The 26052-nt window shown below is 75.1% G+C and carries 18 protein-coding genes; 13 read left to right on the top strand and 5 right to left on the bottom strand.

Annotated elements, in window-relative coordinates; all coding sequences use genetic code 11:
• Positions 1-446 precede the first annotated feature (446 nt).
• The 7 genes from ACFZAU_RS33735 to ACFZAU_RS33765 all read left to right on the top strand — a co-directional run bounded on the left by ACFZAU_RS33735 (position 447) and on the right by ACFZAU_RS33765 (position 14673).
• The gene (locus ACFZAU_RS33735) at positions 447-1568 is read left to right on the top strand and encodes a glycosyltransferase family 4 protein (protein WP_500555330.1); all 1122 of its coding nucleotides are present in this window, start codon (positions 447-449) and stop codon (positions 1566-1568) included.
• On the top strand, positions 1565-2719 hold the full coding sequence (locus ACFZAU_RS33740) for a glycosyltransferase (RefSeq protein WP_500462968.1): 1155 nt from the start codon (positions 1565-1567) through the stop codon (positions 2717-2719). The genes ACFZAU_RS33735 and ACFZAU_RS33740 overlap by 4 nt, the downstream gene beginning before the upstream one ends.
• Positions 2716-3750 carry an SGNH/GDSL hydrolase family protein gene (locus ACFZAU_RS33745; protein WP_500555331.1) on the top strand — a complete coding sequence of 345 codons (1035 nt, stop codon included), beginning with the start codon at positions 2716-2718 and terminating at the stop codon, positions 3748-3750. The genes ACFZAU_RS33740 and ACFZAU_RS33745 overlap by 4 nt, the downstream gene beginning before the upstream one ends.
• A 4-nt stretch (positions 3751-3754) precedes the next feature.
• The gene (locus tag ACFZAU_RS33750) at positions 3755-7357 is read left to right on the top strand and encodes a hydantoinase B/oxoprolinase family protein (RefSeq protein WP_500555332.1); all 3603 of its coding nucleotides are present in this window, start codon (positions 3755-3757) and stop codon (positions 7355-7357) included.
• Between the two features lie 74 nt (positions 7358-7431).
• A complete protein-coding gene (locus tag ACFZAU_RS33755; RefSeq protein WP_500462965.1) occupies positions 7432-8952 on the top strand; it encodes a hypothetical protein in 1521 nt (506 codons plus the stop codon).
• Between the two features lie 40 nt (positions 8953-8992).
• Positions 8993-9874 (top strand): hypothetical protein, encoded by an 882-nt coding sequence (locus ACFZAU_RS33760; RefSeq protein WP_500555333.1) that lies wholly within the window; start codon positions 8993-8995, stop codon positions 9872-9874.
• A gap of 80 nt (positions 9875-9954) precedes the next feature.
• Complete coding sequence (locus ACFZAU_RS33765) at positions 9955-14673, top strand: coiled-coil domain-containing protein (RefSeq protein WP_500555334.1); 4719 nt, start codon at positions 9955-9957, stop codon at positions 14671-14673.
• Positions 14674-14738: 65 nt separating this feature from the next.
• Here ACFZAU_RS33765 and ACFZAU_RS33770 read toward each other — a convergent pair whose 3' ends face one another.
• Positions 14739-15179 carry a hypothetical protein gene (locus ACFZAU_RS33770; protein WP_499607294.1) on the bottom strand — a complete coding sequence of 147 codons (441 nt, stop codon included), beginning with the start codon at positions 15177-15179 and terminating at the stop codon, positions 14739-14741.
• Between the two features lie 325 nt (positions 15180-15504).
• Here ACFZAU_RS33770 and ACFZAU_RS33775 point away from each other — a divergent pair, with 325 nt between their 5' ends.
• The 4 genes from ACFZAU_RS33775 (at position 15505) to ACFZAU_RS33790 (ending at position 19787) form a co-directional block, all read left to right on the top strand.
• Positions 15505-18114: a sensor histidine kinase gene (locus tag ACFZAU_RS33775; protein ID WP_500555335.1), complete on the top strand. Its 2610-nt coding sequence runs from the start codon at positions 15505-15507 to the stop codon at positions 18112-18114.
• Positions 18111-18533 carry a roadblock/LC7 domain-containing protein gene (locus ACFZAU_RS33780; protein ID WP_499607290.1) on the top strand — a complete coding sequence of 141 codons (423 nt, stop codon included), beginning with the start codon at positions 18111-18113 and terminating at the stop codon, positions 18531-18533. Before ACFZAU_RS33775 ends, ACFZAU_RS33780 begins: the two co-directional genes overlap by 4 nt.
• A gap of 10 nt (positions 18534-18543) precedes the next feature.
• Positions 18544-18936, top strand: coding sequence for a DUF742 domain-containing protein (locus ACFZAU_RS33785; protein WP_500462960.1), 393 nt, complete (start codon positions 18544-18546; stop codon positions 18934-18936).
• A 245-nt stretch (positions 18937-19181) separates the two neighbouring features.
• Positions 19182-19787 carry a GTP-binding protein gene (locus ACFZAU_RS33790; protein ID WP_499607284.1) on the top strand — a complete coding sequence of 202 codons (606 nt, stop codon included), beginning with the start codon at positions 19182-19184 and terminating at the stop codon, positions 19785-19787.
• Positions 19788-19815: 28 nt separating this feature from the next.
• Here ACFZAU_RS33790 and glpK read toward each other — a convergent pair whose 3' ends face one another.
• From glpK to ACFZAU_RS33810, 4 genes are all read right to left on the bottom strand, one after another.
• Positions 19816-21372 (bottom strand): glycerol kinase GlpK, encoded by a 1557-nt coding sequence (gene glpK / locus ACFZAU_RS33795; protein WP_500555336.1) that lies wholly within the window; start codon positions 21370-21372, stop codon positions 19816-19818.
• Between the two features lie 7 nt (positions 21373-21379).
• Positions 21380-22111, bottom strand: coding sequence for an MIP/aquaporin family protein (locus ACFZAU_RS33800; protein ID WP_500555337.1), 732 nt, complete (start codon positions 22109-22111; stop codon positions 21380-21382).
• 152 nt (positions 22112-22263) lie between these two features.
• Positions 22264-23460: a lipid-transfer protein gene (locus ACFZAU_RS33805; protein WP_500555338.1), complete on the bottom strand. Its 1197-nt coding sequence runs from the start codon at positions 23458-23460 to the stop codon at positions 22264-22266.
• Positions 23450-23917 (bottom strand): Zn-ribbon domain-containing OB-fold protein, encoded by a 468-nt coding sequence (locus ACFZAU_RS33810; RefSeq protein ID WP_499607275.1) that lies wholly within the window; start codon positions 23915-23917, stop codon positions 23450-23452. The genes ACFZAU_RS33805 and ACFZAU_RS33810 overlap by 11 nt, the downstream gene beginning before the upstream one ends.
• Positions 23918-24085: 168 nt before the next feature.
• On the opposite strand from ACFZAU_RS33810, the gene ACFZAU_RS33815 reads away from it, so the two are divergent.
• Together ACFZAU_RS33815 and ACFZAU_RS33820 are read left to right on the top strand one after the other, a co-directional pair.
• The gene (locus ACFZAU_RS33815) at positions 24086-24994 is read left to right on the top strand and encodes an NUDIX hydrolase (RefSeq protein ID WP_500555339.1); all 909 of its coding nucleotides are present in this window, start codon (positions 24086-24088) and stop codon (positions 24992-24994) included.
• Positions 24991-26007: a J domain-containing protein gene (locus ACFZAU_RS33820; protein ID WP_500555340.1), complete on the top strand. Its 1017-nt coding sequence runs from the start codon at positions 24991-24993 to the stop codon at positions 26005-26007. Before ACFZAU_RS33815 ends, ACFZAU_RS33820 begins: the two co-directional genes overlap by 4 nt.
• Positions 26008-26052 lie beyond the last annotated feature (45 nt).

Here is a 26052-nt window from a genome sequence, read left to right on the forward strand (position 1 = left end):
GCTGCCGGCGCCCGTGCCCGCCGTCTCCCCGTGGCCGCAACAGGGAGCGGGAGGACGGCACATACCGGGACCGGACCGGATGGACGGGTCGACCTGCCGCTGCTGGGCCCGGGCCCGACCTCGGCCGGTTCCGCCACGCCGACGACAGGCAGACCGCGCCACCCGGCGGTTCACCCCCCGCACCGCGCGCCCCGTTCCACCGCCTCGCCGAGGGACTCGGCGCCGGCCTCCCGCGCGCCGACCCGACCGCCGTCCCCGTGCCCGTCGCCGAACTCCCGCCCGGACCGGCGAGCGGCGCCTGACGCCGCCGGACGCGGCGTCCGGAGGAGGCCCAGGGGCGCCGCGGCGGCCGGAAGGCCCGATCCGGGGCCAACGCTCACGGCACGTTCCCCAAGGTGAAAGATCCACGTGACCCGGACAACGCCCGGGGAGCCGACAACGTCCGTATGCGAGTAGCCATCGTCACAGAATCCTTCCCACCCGACGTCAACGGAGTGGCCCACTGCGCGCTGCGCACGGCCGAGCACCTGGTCCGCAGGGGCCACGAGCCGCTGGTGATCGCGCCCGCCGGCCCGCACGAGTCCACCCCGGGCGACGAGCCGTGCCCCGTCGTGCGCGTGCCGTCGCTGCCCCTGCCCGGCTACCCGCAGGTCCGGGTGGCGCTGCCCGGCCGCAGGACCGCAGCGGCGATCGCCGCGCACCGCGCCGAACTCGTCCACCTGGCCAGCCCGTTCATCCTCGGGGTGCGCGGCATGGCCGCGGCCACCCGGCAGCACATCCCCGCGGTCGCGGTCTACCAGACCGACCTGGCGGGCTACGCCCGCACCTACCTGAGCCGCGGCGAGAGCACCGCCTGGCGCCGTATCCGCGCCGTGCACACGGCCGCCGACCGCACGCTCGCGCCCTCCAGCGCGTCCCAGCGCGACCTGGAGGAGCACGGCGTCCCGCGGGTGCACCTGTGGCCGCGCGGCGTGGACTCCTCGCGCTTCGACCCGGCGCACCGCGACGAGGCGCTGCGTCGTGAACTCGCTCCGAACGGCGAGGTCCTGGTCGGCTACATCGGACGTCTGGCCCCGGAGAAGCACGTGGAACTGCTGGCCGGCGTCTGCCGCCTGCAAGGGGTCAAGGTGGTCGTCGTCGGCGACGGCCCGAGCGCCCCGGGGCTGCACGAGGCGCTGCCGGGCGCGGTGTTCCTGGGCCGCCGCACCGGGCACGACCTGGCGCGGATCTACGCCTCCCTGGACGTGTTCGTCCACACCGGGCCGTTCGAGACCTTCTGCCAGACCGTCCAGGAGGCGATGGCCAGCGGGCTGCCCGTGGTCGCCCCCGCCGCCGGCGGTCCGCTCGACCTCGTGGACCACGGCCGCACCGGGCTGCTCGTGCCGCCCGGCGACCTGGACGCCGTCACCGGCGCCGTACGCCTGCTGGCGAGCGCTCCCGCCATGCGCGACCAATTCGGCGCCGAGGGGCGCGCCGACGTGGCCGCACGTACCTGGGAGGCCGTCGGCGACCTGCTCCTGGAGCACTACGCGCAGGTGATCGAGGCCCGTACGGCGGTGGCGGCATGACCGGACGGCTGCGCATCGTCAGGCTGGCGAACTTCGTCACGCCCACCTCAGGGGGCCTGCGCACCGCGCTGCGCCACCTCGGCGAGGGCTACCTCGCGGCCGGCCACGACCCGGTCCTGGTCGTCCCGGGTCCCGCCGCCAAGGACGAGACCACCTCGCAGGGCCGTGTCATCACCCTGCCCGGCCCTTTGGTCGCGGGCACCGGCGGCTACCGCGTGCTGACCGGCAGGGCCCGCCTGGAGGCGGTGCTGGACGGCCTCCGTCCGGACCGGCTGGAGGTCTCCGACCGTACGACGCTGCGCTGGACCGGGGAGTGGGCGCGCCGCCGCAGGGTGCCGTCCGTCATGGTGTCCCACGAGAGCGTCGACGGGGTGCTGCGCACCTGGGGCCTGCCCAGCGGCCTCGCCCAGGGTGCCGCCGACCGGCTCAACCGCCGCAGCGCGCACGTGTACTCGCGTATCGTCTGCACCACCGCCTGGGCGGCCGCGGAGTTCGAGCGGATCGGGGCCCGCAACGTCGTGCGGGCGCCGCTCGGCGTCGACCTCGAGGCGTGCCACCCGGCGCACCACGACCCGGAGTTGCGCGCCCGGTACGCCGGCAACGCCGAGGTGCTGCTGGTGATGTGCTCCCGCCTGTCGCCCGAGAAGCGGCCGGGCCGCGCCCTGGAGGCGCTCGCCCACATGCGTCACCAGGGTGTCGACGCCGTCCTCGTCGTCGCCGGGGACGGGCCGATGCGCGCCCGTCTGGAGGCGCGGGCCCGGGAGTCCCGGCTGCCGGTCACCTTCCTCGGGCACGTTCCCACCCGCCGCGCCCTGTCCGCGCTCCAGGCCACCGCCGACGTGGTCCTGGCCCCGGGCCCGGTGGAGACGTTCGGCCTGTCCGCCCTCGAGGCCCTCGCCTGCGGCACCCCGGTCGTCGCCAGCGCGCTGTCGGCGCTGCCCGACATCCTGGGCCCCGCCGGTGCCGCCGCCACCGACGACGGTCCCGCCTTCGCCGACGCCGTCGGCCACCTGCTGTCCCGTCCCGAGTCCATGCGCCGGGCCATCGCCCGCGCCCAGGCCGAGCGCTACGGCTGGCCGACCGCGGTCAGCGCCTTCCTCGCCGCCCACGACGCCGCGCCCCGGCTCACCGCCCCGGAGGTCACGCCATGACGACGGGCACGGAGACGCCCACCGTCCCCGGACGTCCCAGACCCGCGCCCCCTCCGCCCACCGGGACCGAGGCCGCGGCCACCGTGCCCCCCACGGTCGCCGCCCAGGCCCAGGTCACCGTCCCGCCCCGGGCCGCCGCCCGGACGCCTGCCTCCACCGAGGCGGGCGGTGTGTTCGCCGGCATCAAGGAGATACGTTTCGCCGCCCTCGGCGACTCGCTCACCGAGGGCCTCGGCGACCCCGTCGCCGGCGGATGGCGCGGCTGGGTGCCGCTCCTGGCGCAGGGGCTGTCCGCCGAACCCTCGGCCGTGCGCCTGCTCAACTGCTCCCGCAGCGGCGCCCTCACCAAGGACGCCGTCGAGGAGCAGCTGCCCCGCGCCCTGGACCACCGGCCGCACCTGGCCTCCGTGGTGATCGGCGCCAACGACACGCTCCGCGGCAGCTTCGACATCGAGACCGTCGCCCACCGCCTGGACACCATGCTGGCCCAACTGCGCGCCCACGGCACCGAGGTGCTCACCGCCTGCCTGCCGGACCCCGGCCGCATGCTGGGCCTGCCGTGGCCGCTCGCCCGCCCGCTGGGCCGCCGGATGGCCGCGCTGAACCAGGTCGTGCACGTCCTGTCCGAACGCCACGGAGCCGTGCACCTGCACGCCGCCCGCCACCCGTGGGTGGCCGACCGCGCCTCCTGGAGCGCGGACCGGCTGCACCCCAGCGAACTCGGCCACCGGCTGCTGGCCCGGGAGTTCCACGACCTCCTGGCGGCGCGCGGCCTGTCGGACGGCGAACTGCCCTCCACGACCCCCGGCGGCCCCGGACCCGGCGCTGCGGCGAGCGTCTGGTGGATGGCGACCAAGGGCACCCGCTGGGTCGCCGACCGCTGCACCGATCTGCTGCCCGACCTGCTGCGGCTCGCCGGGCGGGAGACCCGCCACCGGCTGGCCGGCACCGACGGCCTGCTGGACCTGCGCTCCCGCGACGCCACGGCTGCTGCGCTGGCCCGCCTGGGAGGGACGTCCCTGGGACAATGAGGGCGTGACCGGACGCTGGGAGTTCTGGATCGACCGGGGCGGCACCTTCACCGACGTCGTCGCCAGACGGCCCGACGGCGGCCTGCAGACGTGCAAGCTGCTCTCCCACGACCCCGGCCGCTACCGGGACGCCCCCGTCGAGGGCATCCGGCGCATGCTGGGCCTCGAGCCCGGCGAACCCGTGCCCGCCGACCGGATCTCCGCCGTCAAGATGGGCACCACGGTCGCCACCAACGCCCTCCTGGAGCGCAGGGGCGAGCCGACCGTCCTGCTCGTCACCGAGGGCTTCCGGGACGCGCTGCGCATCGCGTACCAGAACCGGCCCCGGCTCTTCGACCGCGAGATCGTGCTTCCCGAGGCGCTCTACGAGCGCGTCGTCGAGGTGCCCGAACGCATCGACGCGCACGGTGACGTCGTCCGTCCCCTCGACGCGGCCGCCACCGGCGCGGCCCTGCGCGGGGCACGCCGGGACGGCCTCAAGAGCGTCGCCGTGGTGCTGCTGCACGGCTACCGCCATCCCGCCCACGAGCAGGCCGTCGCGCGGGCGGCCCGCGAGGCCGGATTCGACCAGGTCAGCTGCTCGCATGAGGTCAGCCCGCTGATCAAGCTGGTCCCGCGCGGCGACACCACCGTGGTCGACGCCTACCTGTCGCCGATCCTGCGCCGCTACGTGGACGAGGTGGCCGCCGAACTGCGGGGCGTCCGCCTGATGTTCATGCAGTCCAACGGCGGGCTCCGCGAGGCCGGCCACTTCCGGGGCAAGGACGCCGTGCTCTCCGGTCCCGCCGGGGGAGTGGTCGGCATGGTCCGCACCTCCCGGCAGGCCGGGTTCGACCGCGTCGTCGGCTTCGACATGGGCGGTACGTCCACCGACGTCTCCCACTGGGCGGGCGAGCTGGAACGCGTCCTTGGCACCCAGGTGGCGGGCGTACGCATGCGCGCGCCCATGATGAACATCCACACGGTCGCGGCGGGCGGCGGCTCCGTCCTCCACTTCGACGGGCAGCGCTACCGCGTCGGCCCCGACTCCGCCGGCGCTGACCCCGGACCCGCCTGCTACCGCCGCGGCGGCCCGCTGACCGTCACCGACGCCAACGTGATGCTCGGCCGCGTCCAGGCGGCGCACTTCCCGGCCGTCTTCGGCCCGGACGGCGACCTGCCACTGGACACCGAGGCCGTACGCGACGGCTTCGCGCGGCTCGCCGACGAGGCCACCGCCGCGACCGGCGACCGCCGCACCCCGGAGGAGGTCGCCGCGGGCTTCCTGGAGATCGCCGTCCTGAACATGGCCAACGCCGTCAAGAAGATCTCCGTGCAGCGCGGCCACGACATCACCCGCTACGCCCTCACCAGCTTCGGCGGAGCCGGTGGCCAGCACGCCTGCGCGGTCGCCGACGCCCTGTCCGTCGACACCGTCGTCGTGCCGCCGCTGGCCGGTGTGCTCTCCGCGTACGGGATCGGCCTGGCCGACGCCACCGCGATGCGGGAACAGTCCGTGGAGAGCGACCTCACCGAGGAGGGGCTGCCCGCCCTGGCGGAGGTCCGCGACCGGCTCGACGGCCTCGCCCGCGCCCAGTTGCGCGAGGACGGGGTCCCCGACGCCACCGTGGGAACCGTCACCCGCGTCCACGTCCGCTACGCGGGCACCGACGCGGCGCTGCCCGTCCCCATGGGGACGGTCGACGCCATGCGCGAGGCGTTCACCGCCGAGCACCGCACCCGTTACGCCTTCACCATGGACAAGCCGCTGGTCGTCGAGGCGGTCTCGGTGGAGGCGGTCGGCTCCGCCGGCCCGCCGGGCCGGCACTTCGTGGAGCAACCGGCCCGCGAGGGCCCGCTGCGGCCGGCCGCCGAGGTGTCGCTGTACGCGGAGGGCCGGCGGCAGGACAGCCCCCTGTTCCGCAGGGACGGGATGCGCCCGGGCGACACCGTGGACGGGCCCGCGGTCATCGCCGAGGCCGACGCGACGACGGTTCTCGACCCCGGCTGGCGGGCCGCGGTGGGCGAGCACGGCCATCTCCTGCTCACCCGGGTGCGGCCACGGCCCCGCAGGACGGCCGTCGGCACCGAGGTCGACCCCGTGATGCTGGAGGTCTTCAACAACCTCTTCATGGCGATCGCCGAGCAGATGGGGGTCCGCCTGGAGAACACCGCCCACTCCGTCAACATCAAGGAACGCCTGGACTTCTCCTGCGCCCTGTTCGACCCCGAGGGCAACCTCATCGCCAACGCGCCCCACATCCCCGTCCACCTCGGCTCCATGGGCGAGTCCATCAAGGAGGTGCTGCGACGCAACCGGGGCACCATGCGCCCTGGCGACGCCTACGCCGTCAACGACCCGTACCACGGCGGCACCCATCTGCCGGACGTCACCGTGATCACCCCCGTCTTCGACGAGGAGGGGCGCTCACTGCTCTTCCTGGTCGCCTCGCGCGGCCACCACGCCGAGATCGGCGGGCTCACCCCCGGTTCGATGCCCGCCTTCAGCCGCACCGTGCACGAGGAGGGCGTCCTCTTCGACAACTGGCTCCTGGTGCGCGACGGCCGGCTGCGCGAGGAGGAGACCCGCGCCCTGCTCGCGGACGCCCCGTACCCCTCGCGCGACCCGGACACCAACATCGCCGACCTGCGCGCCCAGATCGCCGCCAACGAGAAGGGCATCTCCGAGCTGCGGCGCACGACCGCCGAGTTCGGCCTCGACGTCGTGCACGCCTACATGCGGCACGTGCAGGACAACGCCGAGGAGTCCGTGCGGCGCATCGTCGCCGGCCTCCACGACGGCGACCGCGCATACGAGACGGACAACGGGGCGGTCATCCGCGTCGCCGTCCGCGTCGACCGCGGTGCACGCACCGCCGTCCTGGACTTCACCGGCACCTCGCCGCAGCAGGAAGGCAACCTCAACGCCCCGCGCTCCGTGGTCATGGCCGCCGTGCTCTACGTCTTCCGCACCCTCGTCGCCGACGACATCCCGCTCAACAGCGGCTGCCTCAAGCCCCTGGACGTCCGCGTCCCCGAGGGGTCGATGCTCGCCCCGGAGTACCCGGCGGCCACCGTCGCCGGCAACGTGGAGACGTCCCAGGCCGTCACGGGAGCCCTGTACGCGGCGCTCGGCGTGCAGGCCGAGGGCTCCGGCACGATGAACAACGTCACCTTCGGCAACGACCGGGTGCAGTACTACGAGACGGTGGCCTCCGGCGCCGGGGCGGGCGAGGGCTTCGACGGCGCCGACGCCGTCCAGACCCACATGACCAACTCCCGGCTCACCGACCCCGAGATCCTGGAATGGCGCTACCCCATCCGTGTCGAGGGCTTCGCCCTGCGCGACGGCAGCGGGGGAGAGGGCCGCTGGCACGGGGGCCGCGGCGCGGTGCGCCGCATCCGCTTCCTGGAGCCCATGACGGTCGCCGTGTTGTCCGGCCACCGGCGGGTCGCCCCGTACGGCATGGCGGGCGGCGGGCCCGGCGCGCTCGGCGAGAACCGGATCGAGCGCGCCGACGGCACCGTCACCCCGCTCGGCGGGGTCGACTCGGCCGAGGTGGGGCCCGGTGACGTCCTGGTCGTCGCCACGCCCGGCGGCGGCGGCTACGGGGCCGCCGGCGCCTGAAAGGTCCCGGACGCGGCGGTGCCCGGACCGCGCCGTTTGGGCCGTTGTCGGTCGGAGCGCCTAGTCTGTGCGTCGTGACCACGACCGTTCCGCACCAGCTCAGCGGCGGTGTCCGGCCCGCGCCGGGCCCGGCCGCCGACGAGGGCCTGGCCCGCCGCCTCAAGGCCCTGGCCTGCACGGCGCCGCTGCACGACCTCGACGTGCGCAAGGCCAACCTCGCGGGCGAGTACTCGGTGTACGCGATGGCGGAGGTCGCCCTGGCCGCCATCGACCTGGTCACGCTCAACATGGACTTCGACACCGGCGCCGACCACGACCAGATAATCTCCCGGCTGCTGCCCCGCATCGCCGCCCAGGCCCCCGGCCGTCCCGCCCCCGAGCACGAACGGGTGGGCCGCTGGGTCCTGGAGAACCTGATCAACGTCGGCAGCGTCGACCGCGGCTTCCGCGCCGTCTACGGCACCTTCGGCGCCGACGGCGCGTACGTCCGCCGCGACTACGACTTCAAGCTGATCGAGGAGGTCGCGGGCCGCGACGGCACCGTCTACCTGCGCACCACCGACGAGGCCGTCAACGTGCTCGTCGGCGCCCTCGACACCGACGTCACCAGCGCCCAGATCGCCGCCGAGGTCAAGCTCGAGGTGCTGATCAACCGGGGCCGCCTCGCCGACGCCCAGCTCGCCGCCGAGCAGGCCCGCTACCGCACGGTGCAGTACGCCGAGACGCTGCGCCGCGCCCTGGACGCCACCCGCCGCAACGTGCGGGCCGTCGACTGGGTCGCGGCCGTCCCCGACATGATCGCCGAGGCGCTCGACCACGTCGCCGACCGCTACCGGCACGAGAACGCCATCCTGACCAACATCCGCAAGGCCAGGGACGAGTCGGAGGACCCGGAGCACAAGCGCCGCGCCGCCGAACTCGTCGACATCGTCAAGGACTGCATCCGCCGCCACACCCAGCTGCAGTCGCGGCTGCTGGAGGCCGGGCCGATCTTCCGCGCCGAGCAGGACCGGCAGGCCTTCGCCGCGCCCCGCGGCGGCGCCCTCGTCGGCATGCTCGACCTGTACGGGCAGCTGGTCGCGCCCGTGCTGCCGCTCCCGGTGGAGCAGGCCACCCGCGTCACCGACGCCTGGTTCGCCCGCGGCACGGGCTACCGCACCCCCGCTTCGGTACGCGTCACGGACCTCGTGGAGGCGCTGCTCACCCCGCCGCTGGAGCGCGAGCACCTCGGCGCCGAGATGCCCGAGCCCGACCTCGTCGCCACGCCCGACGACAGCCGGTTCAGCGAGGAGCAGCTCGAGACCGCCCTGGAGCTCCTCGACCTGCCCCACGACGCCCCCCGCCGGCTCTCCGGGCTGCTCGCCGAGGCCCGTCGTCTCGACCCCGAACTGCCCTACCTGGTGGCACTGCTGGCGGTGCACGCCGCCAGCCCGCCGGTCGGCACCGCCTACCGCCAGGGCGAGGAGCGGCTGCTGTTCGCCGTGGACGACGGCACCCGGCTGGACGACCCCGAGTTCGGCGGCGCCGACCTGGTCGTGGGCACGGCCCGGCTGGACGCCGCCGGAATGGCCGCCGAGCGGTCCGAGGTGGCGTGACGATGAGCGAACCGACCATCCGTACCGAGGAGACGACCCCGTGAGCGACCACCGCGACTGCGAGAGCACGCAGCCGCCCGCAGCGGCCCCCGCGGCGGCGGCCGTCACCCCGGGGGACGCCGCGGACGCCGCCCGCCTCGTCGCCTTCGGCCTGCAGCCGAAGCTGCTGCCCGCGCGCGACGCCGAGTACGCCGAACTGATCCGCCGCTACCGCGAGGAGCCGCTGTTCTCCCGGCTGGCCGACGCCGTGGCCGCCGGCCTCGGCCTGGTCGTGCTGGAGGTCTCGCCGCGGGCCGGCATGGCACTGGCCGCCGGTGAGGACTCCGTCTTCGCCGTCCGCATGGGCGACTACTCGCGCCGCGCCGCCTCCGACGCCGGCGACCGCTTCCTGCACGGCCTCGCCCACCTCGCCGCCGCCGCCATGGCCTTCCCGCGCCCGGAGGACCTCGCCGACGACGCGTACATCGGCCGCGTCACCGTCAACGGCATCGACGGCTTCCTGCGCCAGGCCTGCCGCCGGCTGGAGGAACGGGCCGAGGAGCAGGGCGAGAACACCGACCCGGCCACCGACGCCCCGGGCCTCGAGTCGGCCTGGCGGGTCTACGTGCGCCGCAGCTCCACCGGGGCCACCAAGGACGCGCGCCGCCTGGCGGGCTCCACCACCGGCATCGTGGGCAAGGCGGTCTCCTTCCTCGTCGACTCGGGGTTCCTGCAGCGCACGGGTGACGAGTCGGGCGGCACCTACCGCACCACCGCCCGCTACCAGCTCCAGGTGCGCGACATGGCGGGCAGCGCCGCCATGGCCGAGCTCCTCGACCTCGGCATCGTGCCCCGGGCCGGGGAGGCGGCGGCCCTGATGCCGGCCGAGGAGGGCGACGACCTCGGCCTCGCGGCCGGAGCCGGCCTGCCCTTCCACTCCTGACAAGAGGCCCGCCCCGCCACCGGGATCCAGCCGATCCACCCGTAACCGCCGACCACAGACCACCACGACGAGAGCCCCCCATGTACGAGCTGTCCCGGGTCCGCCTCTACTCCATCGGGCCCGCCGGTGCGCGCTACGCCGACACGGTGCTGGACCTGCGCGGAGTCGGCGAGCCCGTACCGCAACCCGCACCCGCCCAGGCGGAGTTCTTCGAGGACGAGCCGACCGGGCCGCCGCGCCGTCCGGCCCCGGCCGGGGTGCTGTTCCTGGAGAACGGCGGCGGCAAGTCCGTCCTGCTCAAGCTGATCTTCTCGGTCATGCTGCCCGGTCACCGCAACACCCTGGGCGGCGCCAGCTCCGGCGTGCTCCGCAAGTTCCTGCTGGCCGACGACTGCGGCCACGTCGCCCTGGAGTGGCAGCACACGGTCACCGGCGAACTGGTCGTCGTCGGCAAGGTCAGCGAGTGGCGCGGACGCCAGGTCTCCTCGGACCCGCGCAAGTTCGCCGAGGCCTGGTACTCCTTCCGGCCCGGTCCCGGACTCGGACTGGACTCGCTGCCGGTCGCTGAGTCCACCGCGGTCCGCCCGTCCGCCGAGGGCGCCTCGGGCGCCCGCGGCCGCCGCCGCACCATGAAGGGCTTCCGCGACGCGCTGACCGACGCCGGACGCTACTACCCGCACCTGGAGGTGGTGTGGGAGGAGATCCACGACCGGTGGAACGAGCACCTCGGCGAGCTCGGCCTCGACCCCGAACTCTTCCGCTACCAACGGGAGATGAACGCCGACGAGGGCGAGGCGGCCGGTCTCTTCGCGGTGAAGAAGGACTCCGACTTCACCGACCTGCTGCTGCGCGCCGTCACCGACCCCCGGGACACCGACGGCCTCGCCGACCTCGTGCACGGCTTCGCCGGCAAGTTGGGCCGCCGGGCCGAGCTCACCGCGGAACGCGACTTCACGGCCGGCTCCCTCGAACTGCTCGGCCGCATCGTCGAGACCACCGCCGCCCGCGACCAGGCGCGCGGTGTGCACGCACAGTCCGAGCGCCGCACCCGCGCCCTGGCCCGCCGGCTGTCCGCGCGCGCCCGCGAGGAGCGGGGCCGTGCCGCGGAACTGGCCGAGGAGACGGCCCGGGCCGCGCACACCGTCACCGACGCCGAGGCCGCCCGCGGCCGCGGCGCCCTCGTCGCGGCCGAACTCGCCTACCGGCACGCCTCGCTGGCCCTGGCCGCCGGCGAGAAGAGCGCCACCGCGCTGCGCCGCGAGCTCAACGACGCCAGGACGCTGCAGTCCGCCTGGCAGGCCGCGGAGACCGTGCTGCGGCACCGCGCCGCCGCCGACCGCCTGGCCCGGGTCACCGCCGCCATCCGCGAGGCGGAACGGGACGCCGCACCCGCGCTCGCCGCCCGTACGAAGGCCGCCGGCGACCTTGTCCGCGCCCTGCGCGCCGCCGCGGACGCCGCCGACGAGCGGGCGGACGCGGAGGAGGAACGCTCCGCGGGGCTCCAGGCGCAGTCCGAGGCGGCGCATCGCGACGCCACCGCCGCCGCGACGGAGGGGCAGCGCGCCCGCAGCGAGGCCGGGCACCTGGTGCAGCGGCTCGCGGAGGTCGAGCAGGAGACCGCGGAGGCGGTCCGGGCCGGCTGGCTGGACGACTCCGCCCCGGACGCCGACCCGGCCCGTGCGGCCCTGGAGGCCTCGGACGCCGAGAAGGCGGCCTCGACCCTGGCCGAGGCGGCCCGCGACGCCGCCCGCCGGGCCGGGGAGCGGGCCCGGGAGGCCGCCGCCGCCGACGCGCGCGCCGAGCTGTCCGCCGCCCGCGCGGCCGACGCCCTCGCCGCGGCCGAGGCCGCGCACGCCGCCGAGTCGCGCGTCGCCGACGCCCTCGCGGCCGAACCCCGGCTGGCCGCACTGCTCAGCCTCCCGCCCGCGGAGGTCCCGGGGACCGTCCCGGCGGCCGGCTCGGAGGACGACACCGCCGCGGACCGGGCCCCCGCCATCCCCGCGCAGGCCTCCGCCGCCCGTCGCGGCGTCCCCGCGTCCGGTCGGCGCCTGGCCGAGCAGGGCCCGCTGACCGCGGCCGAACTCGACACCTTCGCGGAGCCGCTGCGGGAGATGCTGGACGGCGCGGTGGCCTCCGCCGAGCGGCAGCTGTTCGACCTGCGCACCGCCGCCGCCGACGACGCCCGCATCCTGGCCGCGCTCGGTGACGGCGGGCTGCTGCCGCCGGGCCCCGACGTGCTCGCCACCGTCGAGTACCTGGGTGAGCACGGCATCCCCGCGCTCCCCGGCTGGCGTTACCTCGCCCAGGCCGTCGACCCGGCCGACCACGCCGCCGTGCTCGCCGCACGCCCGGAGCTGGTGGACGGCGTGGTCGTCACCGACCCGCAGAGCTACGCCAGGGCCCGTGAGGTGCTCGCGCAGGCGGCCCTGCTGCCGCGGTCGACCGTCACGGTCGGCACGGCGGCGGCCCTGCTCGCCCCGCCGCCCCCGGTGGGCGCCGAGCATGAGCTCTTCCTCGTCCCGCCCAACCCGGCCATGCACGACGAACTGGCCGCCGACGGCGAGCGGCAGGCGCTGCGCGCCCGCGCGACCGCCCGCGAGGAGGACATCCGTCACCTCGCCGCCCGGCTGGCCGAGGACCGCACGCTGGCCGCCCGGCTCTCCTCGTGGCGCTCCGGCTGCCCGAGCGGCCGGCTCGCCGAGCTCGCCGCGGCCGTCGGGACCGCCCGGGAGACCGCGGGCACCGCCCGCGAGGAACTGGCCGAGGCGCGCTCCGTACGGAGGGAGGCCGACGAGGCCGCCGCCGAGGCGACCGCCCTGCGCGACGAGCGCCAGGAGACGGCACAGCAGGCCCGCCGGGCCGCCGACGCGCTCGCCGGACTCGCCTTCCGGCTGCGGGAGCGGGCCAACTGGCAGCGCAGGACCCGGGAGCTGGCCGAGGACGCGGCCGAGGCCGAGACCCGGGCTGACGCCTGCCTGACCCTGGCGCGCGCCGCCGACGAGGACCGCCGCGCCGCCCAGCGTGCCGCGGACGACGCCCGCCGCACCGCGCGGGTGCTCCGCGCCGAGCGCTCGGAGATCACCGGCGCCCCCGACGAGGCCCTCGACGACGAGGACGGCGCGGCAGAGCAGTCCGGCTCGCTGCCCGCCCTGCGCGAGGCCTACCGGGCCGCGTCCCAGGTGTACGAGAAGGTGGGCGTCGGCGCCGACCTGCGGGCCGAGCAGGCCCGCGCCGAGAGCACCGAGCAGTCCGCCCTCACCGAACTGGAGCGCCTCACCAACAAGGTGCGCACCCGCGCCGCCCAGCTGCTGGAAGGCACGGACGGCGCCGACGGCCCCGCCCGGCAGGCCGCGGCCGCGCGCGCCGAACAGCTCGTGGCGACCCTGGACTCCCGCGCCTCCACGGCCAGCGAGCAGCTGGGCCGGCTGCGCGGCGAGGCCGAGCGGCACGCCCCGGCGGACGGCGAGGCGCACACCGAGCTCCCCGAGGAACTGCTGCCCCGCGACGCCGGGCACGCCCAGGAGCTGCTGCGCGGCGCCAACGGCGAACTGGCCGCCCGCACCGAGGCGCTGGCCCACGCCCGGGACGGCCACGGGGACCTGGTGCGCGCCCACCGCGCCGCCGAGGACGCCGCGACCGGCTTCGACGAACTCGCCGCCCTGCTGCGGGACCTGCTCCGCGACGGCGACCGCCAGCCCGAGGAGGCGGAGGAGGAGCCCGAGCCGTACTCCGGCTCCCTGGAGGAGGCCAGGGCCGCCGTCGCCGAGACCCGCCGCAGCCTGCGCGGCTGCGCCGCCGATCTGTCGGCGGCCGAATCGCAGCTGCGCGAGGCCTGCGACGTCCTCGTGCGGCACGCCAACGCGGCCCGCTACGAGCAGGTGCGCACCCCGGCCCGCCAGCAGATCCGCGAACTGCCCGGCTCCGCGCTGCCCGATCACGCGGCAGCCTGGCACGCCGCCTTCGCGCCGCGGCTACGTGTCCTGACCGACGAACTGGAGCAGCTGGAGCGCAACCGCGACAGCATCGTCGACCGGCTGCGCGGCATGGTGGAGTCCTCGCTGGCGACCCTGCGGTCCGCGCAGCGGCTGTCCCGCCTGCCGGAGGGGCTGGGGGAGTGGTCGGGCCAGGAGTTCCTGCGGATCCGCTTCGACGACCCGGACCACGCGGAGCTCAACGACCGGCTCGGCGCCGTGATCGACGAGGCGACCCGGGCGGCCGTCCGCAAGAACTCCGACCTGCGCCGGGACGGCATGTCGCTGCTGCTGCGCGGGGTCGCGGCGGCCCTCGAGCCCAAGGGCGTGGCCGTCGAGATCCTCAAGCCGGACGCGGTGCTGCGGGCCGAGCGCGTGCCCGTCGGGCAGATGGGCGACGTCTTCTCCGGCGGCCAGCTGCTCACCGCCGCCATCGCGCTGTACTGCACGATGGCCGCGCTGCGCAGCAACGACCGCGGCAGGGACCGGCACCGGCACGCGGGCACGCTCTTCCTCGACAACCCCATCGGCCGCGCCAACGCCACCTACCTGCTGGAGCTGCAGCGGGCGGTCGCCGACGCGCTGGGCGTCCAGCTGATCTACACCACGGGGCTGTTCGACACCACGGCGCTCGCCGAGTTCCCGCTGGTCGTACGGCTGCGCAATGACGCGGACCTGCGCGCGGGCCTGAAGTACATCAGTGTCGAGGAGCACCTGCGGCCCGGACTGCCCGTCCGGGACCCGGAGTCCGAGCCGGTGCACGGCGAGATCACGGCGACGCGGATGTTCCGCCGCCCGGCCGAGCAGCCGGCCCCGCAGGGCGGCTGACCCCGCGGCCGGGCGCCGTCGCGCCCCTGGGCCGCCCCGGGCCGCCCCGAGTCGTCGCGGCTCGCTCAGGCGGTACGGGCGCCGGTGCCGGACACGTGCCGGCGCCGTTCCGCGTCGCGGGCCTCGGACCGGGCCCGCCGCCGCTCCCGCCTGCGCTCGCGGCGCAGCCTGCGGGCCGCGCTGCTGGGGCTGGACACCACGCCGTTGCGCTGGTTCCAGACCTGGCGGGTGATCCACACGTCCAGCACCGCCCAGGTGGCGAGGACGGTGAAGGCTATCGCGGTGAGCATCGCGGGCGCCGCGAGCCAGGACTCACCGGCCGTCCCCAGTGCGGCGATCACCGCGGCGATCAAGGTCAGCGACACGACGAGCCAGGCCCGCACGGCCGCCCGGCGCACCGGGTCGGGCAGGCGCGGCCGCCCGACGGGCTCCTCCACCCACAACTGCCGCCGGGCCTTCCGCGGCGGAATGTCGCGATCCAGTGCGTCCTCGACGAGGTCGTCCATGAAATCTGCTCCCCTGCGGCATACCGGTGCTGTGGTGCCGGATCCCCGATGTCCGACTCCAGAGTGGCTGCCCGGTTTCCGCCGATGAATGCCCTCCGCATTCCGGAGCACCCCCTCCCCACCTCCCATACGCCGGACGGGCCCCCCGGGTTCCCTGTGCGGTGCATTTCGGCCAGGCGTGCCGGCTGTTCATCCGTACGAATCGGGTCGTCCCGGGGCAAGGGCGGAAGCAGGGCTTTCGGTTTGGTCATCCGGCAGTAGTAGGCTCGCGCCGTTTGCAGTCGGAACACGACAGCCCTTGACCGGGTTTGACGTTGGGGAGGCCATGCGCTTTCGCGGTACGACGATCCGGCGGAAGATCGTGGCACTGCTGCTCATTCCGCTGGTGTCCCTCACGGCCATCTGGGCCTTCGCCGCGACCCTGACCGGACGTCAGGTCTGGGGCCTCTTCGGCGTCGAGCAGACCGTCAACGCGCTCGGCTACCCGGTCGAGGACGGCATCCAGGCACTCCAGCAGGAACGCCGTTCCGCCATGCTCTACTTGGCCGATCCTCGACGGTCCGACGCCCGCGGCACACTGCTGGCGCGGGAACGCGCGACGGACACGGTGATCGCCCGGCTGCGCGACAACGCGCGCGACGCCGGCAACCGGGAACGGCTGACCCCCGACTCGCGGCGCCGCCTCGACCTCGTCGTCCGCGGGTTCGGCGGCCTGGAGACGCTGCGCGGCAAGGTCGCCAAGGGCGGCATCAGCCGCAACGACGCCTTCCGTGCCTACAGCGGCCTCTTCGACCCGGCCTACGCCTTCCTGGACTCGCTGAACCCGATCAACAACGTCACCATCGACAAGCAGGGCCGCGCCCTCATCCAGGTCACCCGGGCCCGCGAGGCGATCAGCCAGGAGGACGCCCTCATGGTGGCGGCCATCGCGGCCGGCCGCATGAGCGCGGCGGAGATGCGCTCCTTCACCTTCGCCGTCGCCGAGCAGCGCGCCTACTACGCCGACAACCTCCACCTGCTGACCGGCGAAGAGCGTGCCCTTTACGACGCCTACTGGGCCGGGCCCTCCGGCCGCGCCCTGCGCGCCGCCGAGGACACCGTCATCTCCGCGGGCGCTTCCGGCGCGCCCCGGGCCGCGGACCGCGTGTCCTGGCAGAGCACGGCCTCCACCGCGCTGAGCGACCTGGACCGGATGGGCGTCGAGGCCGGGGACCTGCACAAGAAGCGCGCCGAACCGATCGGCATGCGGCTGGTCGCGATCGCCGCGATAGCCGGCGGCCTCGGCCTGATCGCCGTCGTCGCCTCCGTCATCGTCTCCATACGCATCGGCCGCAGCCTCATCCGCGACCTGTCCCGGCTCCGCAAGGAGGCCCAGGAGGTCTCCGGCACCCGGCTGCCGCGCGTCATGCGCCGGCTCGCCGCGGGCGAGGAGGTCGACGTCGAGACCGAGGCGCCGCGCCTGGACTACCCCGACGACGAGGTCGGCCAGGTCGGCAAGGCCGTCAACACCCTGCAGCGCGCGGCCGTCGAGGCCGCCGTGCGCCAGTCCGAGTTGCGCCGCGGCGTCTCCGAGGTCTTCGTCAACCTCGCCCGCCGCAGCCAGGTGCTGCTGCACCGCCAGCTCACCCTGCTGGACGCCATGGAGCGGCGCACCGAGGACCCGCAGGAACTCGCGGACCTCTTCCGCCTCGACCACATGACCACCCGCATGCGCCGCCACGCCGAGGGACTGGTGATCCTCTCGGGCGCCGTGCCGTCCCGGCAGTGGCGCAAGCCGGTGCAGCTGATGGACGTGGTGCGGGCGGCCGTCGCCGAGGTCGAGGACTACGAGCGGGTCGACGTGCGCCGGCTGCCGCGGCTCGCCGTCACCGGCCACGCCGTCGCCGACCTCACCCACCTCGTCGCCGAACTCATCGAGAACGCCACCGTCTTCTCGCCGCCGCACACCAGCGTCCAGGTGCACGGCGAGTCCGTCGCCAACGGCTTCGTCCTGGAGATCGACGACCGCGGCCTCGGCCTCACCCCCGACGCCATGCTGGAGGCGAACCTCCGTCTCGCCGAGACGCCCGAGTTCGAGCTCTCCGACACCGACCGGCTCGGCCTCTTCGTCGTCAGCCGGCTGGCCCAGCGCCAGGGCGTCCGGGTGTCGCTGCGCCCGTCCCCCTACGGCGGCACCACGGCCGTGGTGCTGGTGCCGGCGACGCTGCTGACCGAGCCCGGCGAGGAACAGCAGCCGGAGCCCCCGGCCGACGAGGCCGCGGAGCAGGACGCGCCGGACGTGACGGCGGTCCCGGACGCGCCGGACGAGCCGCGGGTCCGGCCGATGTCGGCCGCCACCGAGCACAGCTTCCGCCAGTGGGGTCTGGTCCCCGAGCCGGACGACGAGCCCCGCGAGCACCGGCCGCACCTCACCGGGACCGAGGGGGCGCCGGTCGGCGCGGGCGACGCGGCCCCGGGGGCGAAGCCCTCTCTGGCGCCGGGCGACGGCCTCACCGTGCTGCCGCGCCGCCGCCGCACGCCGGTCCTGGTCGCCGAGAACGGCCGCCCCGTTGGCGAAGCGCCCCCGACCGCCGACCCCGCGCCGCAGGAGGAGCCCGCCGTGCCCGAGCCGCAGGAGGAGCCCGTGGGCGCCGGACTGCCCCGCCGGGTGCGCCAGGCCAGCCTCGCCCCGCAGTTGCGCGGGGAATCCACCACCGGGACCCGTACCGCCGCCGCCGGCGCGGACGGGGACGACGGGCCCGAGCGCTCGCCCGAAGAGGTGCGCGACCGCATGGCCTCGCTGCAGCGAGGATGGCTGCGCGGCCGCGCGGTCGCCGACGACCTCGGCACCGACGGCACCGATGACGTCCGCCCCGCCGACCGTCCGGGAACCACCCCGGCGGAGCGCGGCGGCGACAGCACAACCAGAACCACCACGGAGGGGAACGGTCCATGACGGCACCATCGAGCGCGTCCCGCGAGCTCAGCTGGCTTCTCGACGAACTGGTCGGTCGCGTGGCCAGCATCCGCAAGGCGCTGGTGCTCTCCAGCGACGGCCTGGCCACCGGCGCGTCCGAGGGCCTCACCCGTGAGGACGCGGAGCACCTCGCAGCCGTCGCCTCCGGCTTCCACAGCCTCGCCAAGGGCGTCGGACGGCACTTCGAGGCCGGCAAGGTCCGGCAGACCCTCGTGGAGCTGGACGAGGCCTTCCTGTTCGTCACCGCCGCGGGCGACGGCAGCTGCCTCGCCGTGCTCGCCGACTCCGACTCCGACGTCGGGCAGGTCGCCTACGAGATGGCGCTGCTGGTGAAGCGGGTCGGCGTGCACCTCGCCACCGCCCCGCGCACCGACGACGACGCGGCGCGGGCGGTGTGACGAGGACGCCATGAGCTCCGAAGCGGACCGCTGGTACGACGACGACGCCGGGCCCGTGGTGCGGCCCTACGCCATGACGCGCGGCCGTACCAGCCACGCCGCCGAAGCCCGGCTCGACCTGATCGCCCTGGTGATCGCCGAGTCCCGCAGCGAGGACGACGACGCCGACGTCGACCGCACCCTGTCGCCCGAGCACCTCGACATCGTCGGGCTCTGCCGGGAGCAGCCGATGTCGGTCGCCGAGCTGGCGGCCGACCTCGACCTGCCCGTGGGCGTCGTGCGGGTGCTCATCGGCGACGTCCTGGAGGCCGGCCTGGTCCACATCAGCCGGCCCGTCCCGCCGGCGGAGCTGCCCGACGCCGGGCTGCTCCGTGACGTCATCGACGGCCTGCGCGCGCTCTGAGCCACCCCGGGGGCACCGTGGGCCCGCCGTGGCCCCTGGTGCCCCCTCATGCGCGCCCGAGGGGCCGTCAGGGCCGCTCCCGGCCGGACGGGTGGGGCGTCGGACCGGTAACGGCCCCGGGACCGCTGGTAGTTGTCCGGTCGTACCGTAGTAATGTTCCACTGCCACAGCTGATCGCCCGACGCAGTCCCTAGGACCCAGGATGCCTCTGACCTGTGTAAACGGCACGACCGGAGGAGTGAGCCATGGCCTTCGGACGCTCTGAGAGCCGTCTTTCCCCCGTCGAGCCCGTCACGCTGAAGATCCTGGTGGCCGGCGGCTTCGGCGTCGGCAAGACCACGCTCGTCGGCGCGGTCAGCGAGATCCGCCCGCTGCGTACCGAGGAGACGCTCAGCGAGGCCGGGCGGCCCGTCGACGACACCGCGGGCGTCGAGGCCAAGCGCACCACCACCGTGGCCATGGACTTCGGCCGGATCACCCTCCGCGACGACCTGGTGCTCTACCTGTTCGGCACGCCGGGCCAGGACCGCTTCTGGTTCCTGTGGGACGAGCTGGCGCAGGGCGCCCTCGGCGCGGTCGTCCTCGCCGACACCCGGCGCCTGGAGGACTGCTTCTCCGCGGTCGACTACTTCGAGCGCCGCGGCATCCCCTTCGCCGTGGCCGTCAACGTCTTCGACGACGCCGAGCGGCACCCCGCCGACACCGTGCGCGACGCGCTCGACCTCGACCCCGAGGTGCCGCTGGTGATGTGCGACGCCCGGGACCGCGCCTCCGCGAAGAAGGTGCTGATCACGGTGGTCGAGCACGCGGCCCAGGTGGCCGGCGACCGCAGGGCCGCCGCCGCCAACTGAGCCGCACGGCACGTACGGTGCGGGCCGGTCAGCCCCCGGCGGCCGGCGCGGGGCCCTCGTCCTCGTCGTCGTCCTGCCAGCCGAAGCTGCGCTCGACCGCCTTCTTCCAGCGGCGGTACTCCTTCTCACGGGTATTGGCGTCCATCCGGGGCTGCCACTCGGCGTCCTTCTGCCAGTGCGCCTTGAGCGTGTCCAGGCCGTCCCACACCCCGGTGGCGAGGCCGGCGGCGTAGGCCGCCCCCAGCGCCGTGGTCTCCGAGATCCGCGGCCGCACCACCGGGACGCCCAGCACGTCCGCCTGGTGCTGCATCAGCAGGCCGTTCGCCGTCATGCCGCCGTCGACCTTGAGCCCGGTGATGTGCACCCCGGAGTCCTGGTACATCGCGTCGACGACCTCGCGGGTCTGCCAGCTGGTCGCCTCCAGCACCGCCCGCGCCAGGTGCGCCTTGGTGACGTACCGGGTGAGGCCGGTGATCACCCCGCGCGCGTCGGAGCGCCAGTACGGGGCGAAGAGCCCGGAGAAGGCGGGGACGATGTAGGCGCCCCCGTTGTCCGGGACGCTCGCCGCGAGGGCCTCGATCTCGTCCGCGGCGGTGATGATGCCGAGGCTGTCGCGGAACCACTGCACCAGGGCGCCGGTGATGGCGATCGACCCCTCCAGGCAGTAGACCGGGGCCTGCCCGCCCAGCCGGTAGCCCATGGTCGTGAGCAGGCCGTTCTTCGACGGCACCGGCCGGTTCCCGGTGTTGAGCAGCAGGAAGCTGCCCGTCCCGTAGGTGTTCTTGGCGTCTCCCGTCCCGTAGCAGGCCTGGCCGAAGATCGCGGCCTGCTGGTCGCCGAGGGCCGAGGCCACGGGCACCCCGCCGAGCTGGCCGACCGCCGTGCCGTACACCTCGGAGGAGGAGCGGATCTCCGGGAGCAGCGCCTCGGGGACGTTCATCGCGGCGAGGATCGCCGGGTCCCACTCCAGCGACTCCAGGTTCATCAGCATCGTGCGGCTCGCATTGGTGACGTCCGTGACGTGGACGCCGCCCTCCGTACCGCCCGTCAGGTTCCAGATCAGCCAGGAGTCGATGGTGCCGAAGGCGATCTCGCCGTTCTCCGCGCGGCGGCGCAGACCCGGTACGTTGTCCAGCAGCCACGCCACCTTGGGGCCGGAGAAGTAGCTGGCGAGCGGCAGTCCCGTGGACTCGCGGAAGCGGTCCTGGCCGTCCTGGCCGCCGAGCCGGTCGCACAGCGCGGCGGTACGGGTGTCCTGCCACACGATCGCGTTGTGCACCGGGCGGCCGGTGGTGCGGTCCCACAGCACGGTGGTCTCGCGCTGGTTGGTGATGCCGAGCGCACTGAGCTGGTCCGGGTGGAGCCGGGCCTTGGCGAGCGCGCCCGCCACCACGGCCTGCACCTTGGACCAGATCTCGGTGGCGTCGTGCTCCACCCAGCCCGGCTTGGGGAAGATCTGGCGGTGCTCGCGCTGGTCGAGCGCCACGATCGACCCGTCGGAGTCGAAGACGATGCAGCGGCTGGAGGTCGTTCCCTGGTCGATGGCGGCCACGTAGCGGGTCGCCGTACCGGACGTTTCGGTCATGACCGCCTCACTTGAACGCGACGTTGTAGATGAGACCGGACAGGGCGCCGCCGAGCAGCGGACCGGCCACCGGGATCCAGGCGTACGCCCAGTCGGAGGTGCCCTTGAAGGGGATCGGCAGCACGGAGTGGACGATGCGCGGCCCGAGGTCGCGCGCCGGGTTGATGGCGTAGCCGGTGGGGCCGCCCAGGGAGAGCCCGATGCCGGTCACGAGCAGCGCCACGATCAGGGTGCCGGTGCCGGTCTCGCCGAGGCCCTTGCTGAGGCCGAAGGCCAGGATCGGCAGGACCAGGCCCATGGTGGCGATCGCCTCGGTGATCAGGTTCTGCCACCAGACGCGGATCTCGGGGACGGTGGAGAAGACGGCGAGCGTGGGCTGGCGGGTCTCCTCGGCGCGGTTCGCCGCGAACTGGCCGTAGTACACCAGCCAGCACAGGACGGCGCCCAGCATCGCGCCGATGATCTGCCCGGCGAGGTAGACCGGCACCTGGCTCCACTTGCCGCTGCTGATGGCGACCCCGAGCGTGACGGCGGGGTTCAGTTGCCCGCCCGACAGGGGACCCGCGGTGTACGCGCCGGCCAGGACCGCGAGGCCCCACCCGAAGGAGATCACGATCCACCCGGATGCCCGCGCCTTCGAGTGGTGCAGGAGGACCCCGGCCACCACGCCGGCGCCGAACAGGATCAGGATCGCCGTTCCGATGATCTCGCCGACAAAGACGTCTCCGTTGGAATACATGACGGCTCCTTCGTGCGGGCGCACGTGTCGGGCATGCGCCGCCAGAGAATGGCGCACGCGGACGCGGGTACGGAGGTCCCGCCTCCCGCCCGGCCTCCGCGCCACCCGGAAGTGTTGTCCCGGGGTGATGGAGCGTCAAGGTATCGGACAGATCACCTGATTACGACCACCGACGAGCCGTGCCCGAACAGGCCCTGGTTCGCCGTCACCCCGACGCGGGCCCCCGCGGTCTGCCGCTGCCCCGACCGGCCGCGCAACTGCCAGGTCAGTTCGCACACCTGGGCGAGCGCCTGAGCGGGCACGGCCTCGCCGAAGGAGGCGAGGCCGCCGCTCGGGTTGACCGGGATCCCCCCCCCGATCGCCGTGGCCCCGTCGCGCAGCAGCTTCACCGCCCCGCCCGGCGGGCACAGGCCCAGGTCCTCGTACCAGTCCAGTTCCAGCGCCGTCGACAGGTCGTAGACCTCCGCCAGGTCCAGGTCCTCGGGGCCGATGCCCGCCTCCTCGTAGGCCGCGCGGACGACGGCCGCCCGGAAGCCCGCGGCCGGCTCCCCGGGCGCGGCGGCGAGGGCGGAGTCGGTGGCGATGTCCGGGAGGTCCGGCACCGTGCGCGGGTAGACCGGCGTGACGGTGGAGACCGCGCGGATCCGCACCGGGTCCGCCGTCGCGCGGCGCCGGGCGAAGTCCAGGCTGGACAGGACGACGGCGGCGCCCCCGTCCGAGGTGGCGCAGACGTCGAGCAGCCGCAGGGGGTCGGCGACGACGGGGGAGGCCGCCACCTCGGCGGCCGTGACCGGTGCCCGGTAGCGGGCGAGCGGGTTGGCGGCCCCGGCGGCGGCGTTCTTCACCTTCACCCGGGCGAAGTCCTCCGGCGTGTCGCCGTGCAGCGCCATCCGGCGGCGCGCGTACAGCCCGAAGTACGCCGGGTTGGTGGCGCCCAGGACGCGGAAGCGCAGCCAGTCCGGGTCGTCGGGCCGGTCGCCGCCGGCGGGCGCGAAGAAGCCCTTGGGGGCCGCGTCCGCGCCGACGACCAGCGCGGTGTCCACCAGGCCGGCCAGGATCCGCGCCCGGGCGGTGTCCAGGGCCTGCGCCCCGGAGGCGCAGGCGGCGTACACGCTGGCCACCCGGGCGCCCTGCCAGCCCAGCGCCTGCGCGAAGGCGGCGCCCGCGACGTAGCCGGGGTAGCCGCCGCGTACGGTGTCCGCGCCGACGACCAGACCGACGTCGCGCCAGTCCAGTCCGGCGTCGGCGAGCGCGGCGTGCGCAGCCGCGACCCCGTACCGCGTGAAGGGGTGGCCCCACTTGCCCCATGGGTGCATGCCGACGCCGAGGACGGCCACGTCACGGTTCATCGTCCGCCTCCACGGGGCGCCAGTGCCAGGTGGTCCAGAGGTGCTCCGCGTCCTCGTGCAGCACGCCGGGGACCAGCTCGACCTCCATGCCGACGGCCAGGTCGGCCACGCCCGTCCCGGGCGCGGCCTGCCCGAGCACGATCATCCGTTCCGCCGTCAGCTCCACCGCCACCAGGGCGTACGGCTCCCAGGGGCGCGCGGGGTCGGAGACGTACGGGGCGGGCGGGCGGTAGCGGGCGTCGGTGTACGACCAGACCCTGCCCCGCCGGGACAGCGGTACCTCCTCCAGCTCCGCCGCGCCGCCGTCGCAGGCCGGGTTGCGGCAGGCGTCGTCCTCGCGCGGGAAGAACACCGCGCCGCAGCCGCGGCAACGGGTGCCGAGCAGCCGGAAGCCGGCGCCGTCCGCCGTGTCCTGCGTGAACCAGCCCGCCACCACGGGCTTCCGTGAGCGCCCCACGTCCGGCCCCTCCCCATCGACCCCTGCCGCAATCTGACGATTCGTCAGAAGTCTGTCACGGGTGGGCCGTACCGCGGAACGGGGTGGACGGTGTCGGTGCCGGCTGCTAAGTTATTCTCGAAACGAGAAATACTCGAAGTGAGAACAACTGGCGAGGGGTGGCGCACGATGGCAGACCGGCAGGGTGAGGACGCGTTCCTCGCCGCCTATGACCCGCGCGCCTTCGAGCCCATCGCCGTGACCGTGGACGTCGTCGCCCTGACGCTGCGTCAAGGCGGGCTGCACGTGCTGCTGGTGCGTCGCGGCGGACCGCCGTACGAGGGAGCCTGGGCGCTGCCCGGCGGCTTCGTACGGGCCGGCCGTGAGTCCCTGGACGAGGCGGCGGCCCGCGAACTGGCCGAGGAGACCGGGCTCGACGCGGCGCACGGCCTCGGCCGCGTCCACCTCGAACAGCTCGGCACCTACGGCCGTCCCGACCGCGACCCGCGCATGCACGTCGTCTCCGTCGCCTACCTCGCCTTCGCCCCGGACCTGCCCGAGGCGCAGGCGGGCAGCGACGCCGCGGCGGCCGAGTGGGTGCCCGTCGAGGCGGTCGCGCCGTGGGGGAACCCTGACGCCGCCCCTGTGCGTCCCAAGGAGCAGGACCGGCCGGCCGGGATCCACGGGGGTGGTTCCGGCCGCCGGTCCGACCTGTCCGGCCCGCCCGGCCTGAGGTCCGGTCGGGCGTCCGGCCCCGGCGCCGGTCTCGCCTTCGACCACGGCACGATCCTCGCCGAAGGCCTCGACCGGGCCCGCGCCAAGATCGAGTACACCCCGCTGGCCACCGCCTTCCTCGGCGAGGAGTTCACCGTCACCGAGCTCCGCTCGGTCTACGAGGCGGTCTGGGGCCGCACCCTGCACGCCGGGAACTTCCACCGCAAGGTCCTGTCGGTGCCGGGCTTCGTCGAGTCCACCGGCACCACCGCGGGCCGCGGCGGCTCCAAGGGCGGCCCCCGGGCCCGGCTCTACCGCGCCGGCGACGCCCGCCTCCTGCACCCCGCACTGCTCCGTCCCGACCGTGAGGACAGTGTCCGATGACCGCCACGACGCCCTCCGCGTCCGCCCACCGGGTCCGTACCTTCGACGACGCCCTGGCCGCCCTCGGCCGGCCCTTCCCGGCCGGCACCACCGAAGCCGCCCGCCACTACCGCCGGCTCGCCCGCCTCCTGCACCCCGACACCGCACCGCCTGGCCGCGCGGACGAGGCCGAGGCCGCCTTCGTCCGCCTCACCGCCCTGTGGCGGCGGCACACAGGCGACGGCCCGACCCTCACCACCGCCCGCGGCACGTACCCGCTGGGGCCCGTCCTCGCCGAGGGCGACCTCGCCGTGCTGCGCGCCGCGGGGCCCGGCACCGTACTGAAGATCCCGCGCCGCCCCGCGGACAACGACCTGATGGAGCGTGAGGCCGACGCCCTCACCCGGCTGCACACCGTCGCCGACGCCCGGCACCGCGCCTACGCGCCGCGCCTCGTCGAGTCCTTCCGCCACCGCGGCCCCCACGGCACCGAGCGCCGCGTCAACGCCCTCCAGCGGTTGGGCGGATTCCACACCCTCGCCGCGGTCCGGGCACTCCATCCCGGCGGCCTCGACCCGCGCGACGCCGCCTGGATGTGGCGCCGTCTGCTGGTGGCCGTCGGCTGGGCACACCGGGCCGGGGTCGTCCACGGCGCCGTGCTGCCCGAGCACGTCCTGATCCACCCCGCCGAGCACGGTCTCGTCCTGGTCGGCTGGTGCCACTCCACCGAACGCGGCGGGACCGTCCCCGCCCTCGTGGAGCGGCACCGCGCCCTCTACCCGCCCGAGGTCCCCGGCCGGCGCCCCGCCACCGAGGCCACCGACATCCACCTCGCCTCGCGCTGCGTCGAGCAGCTGATGGGGGACCGCGCGCCGCGCCCGTTGAGCGCCTTCCTGCGCGGCTGCACGCTCCCCTCCGAGGCCCGCCGTCCGCACGACGCCTGGCGGCTGCTCGCGGAACTCGACGACGTCCTGGAACGCCTCTACGGCCCGCGCGCCTTCCGCCCGTTCACCATGCCGGGCACCGGCACCTGACACCCGGCACAACCGACGTACCTGACACACCTGACACACCAAGGG

The sequence above is a fragment of the Streptomyces sp. NPDC008238 genome, from assembly GCF_042956445.1.
Classification (GTDB): domain Bacteria; phylum Actinomycetota; class Actinomycetes; order Streptomycetales; family Streptomycetaceae; genus Actinacidiphila.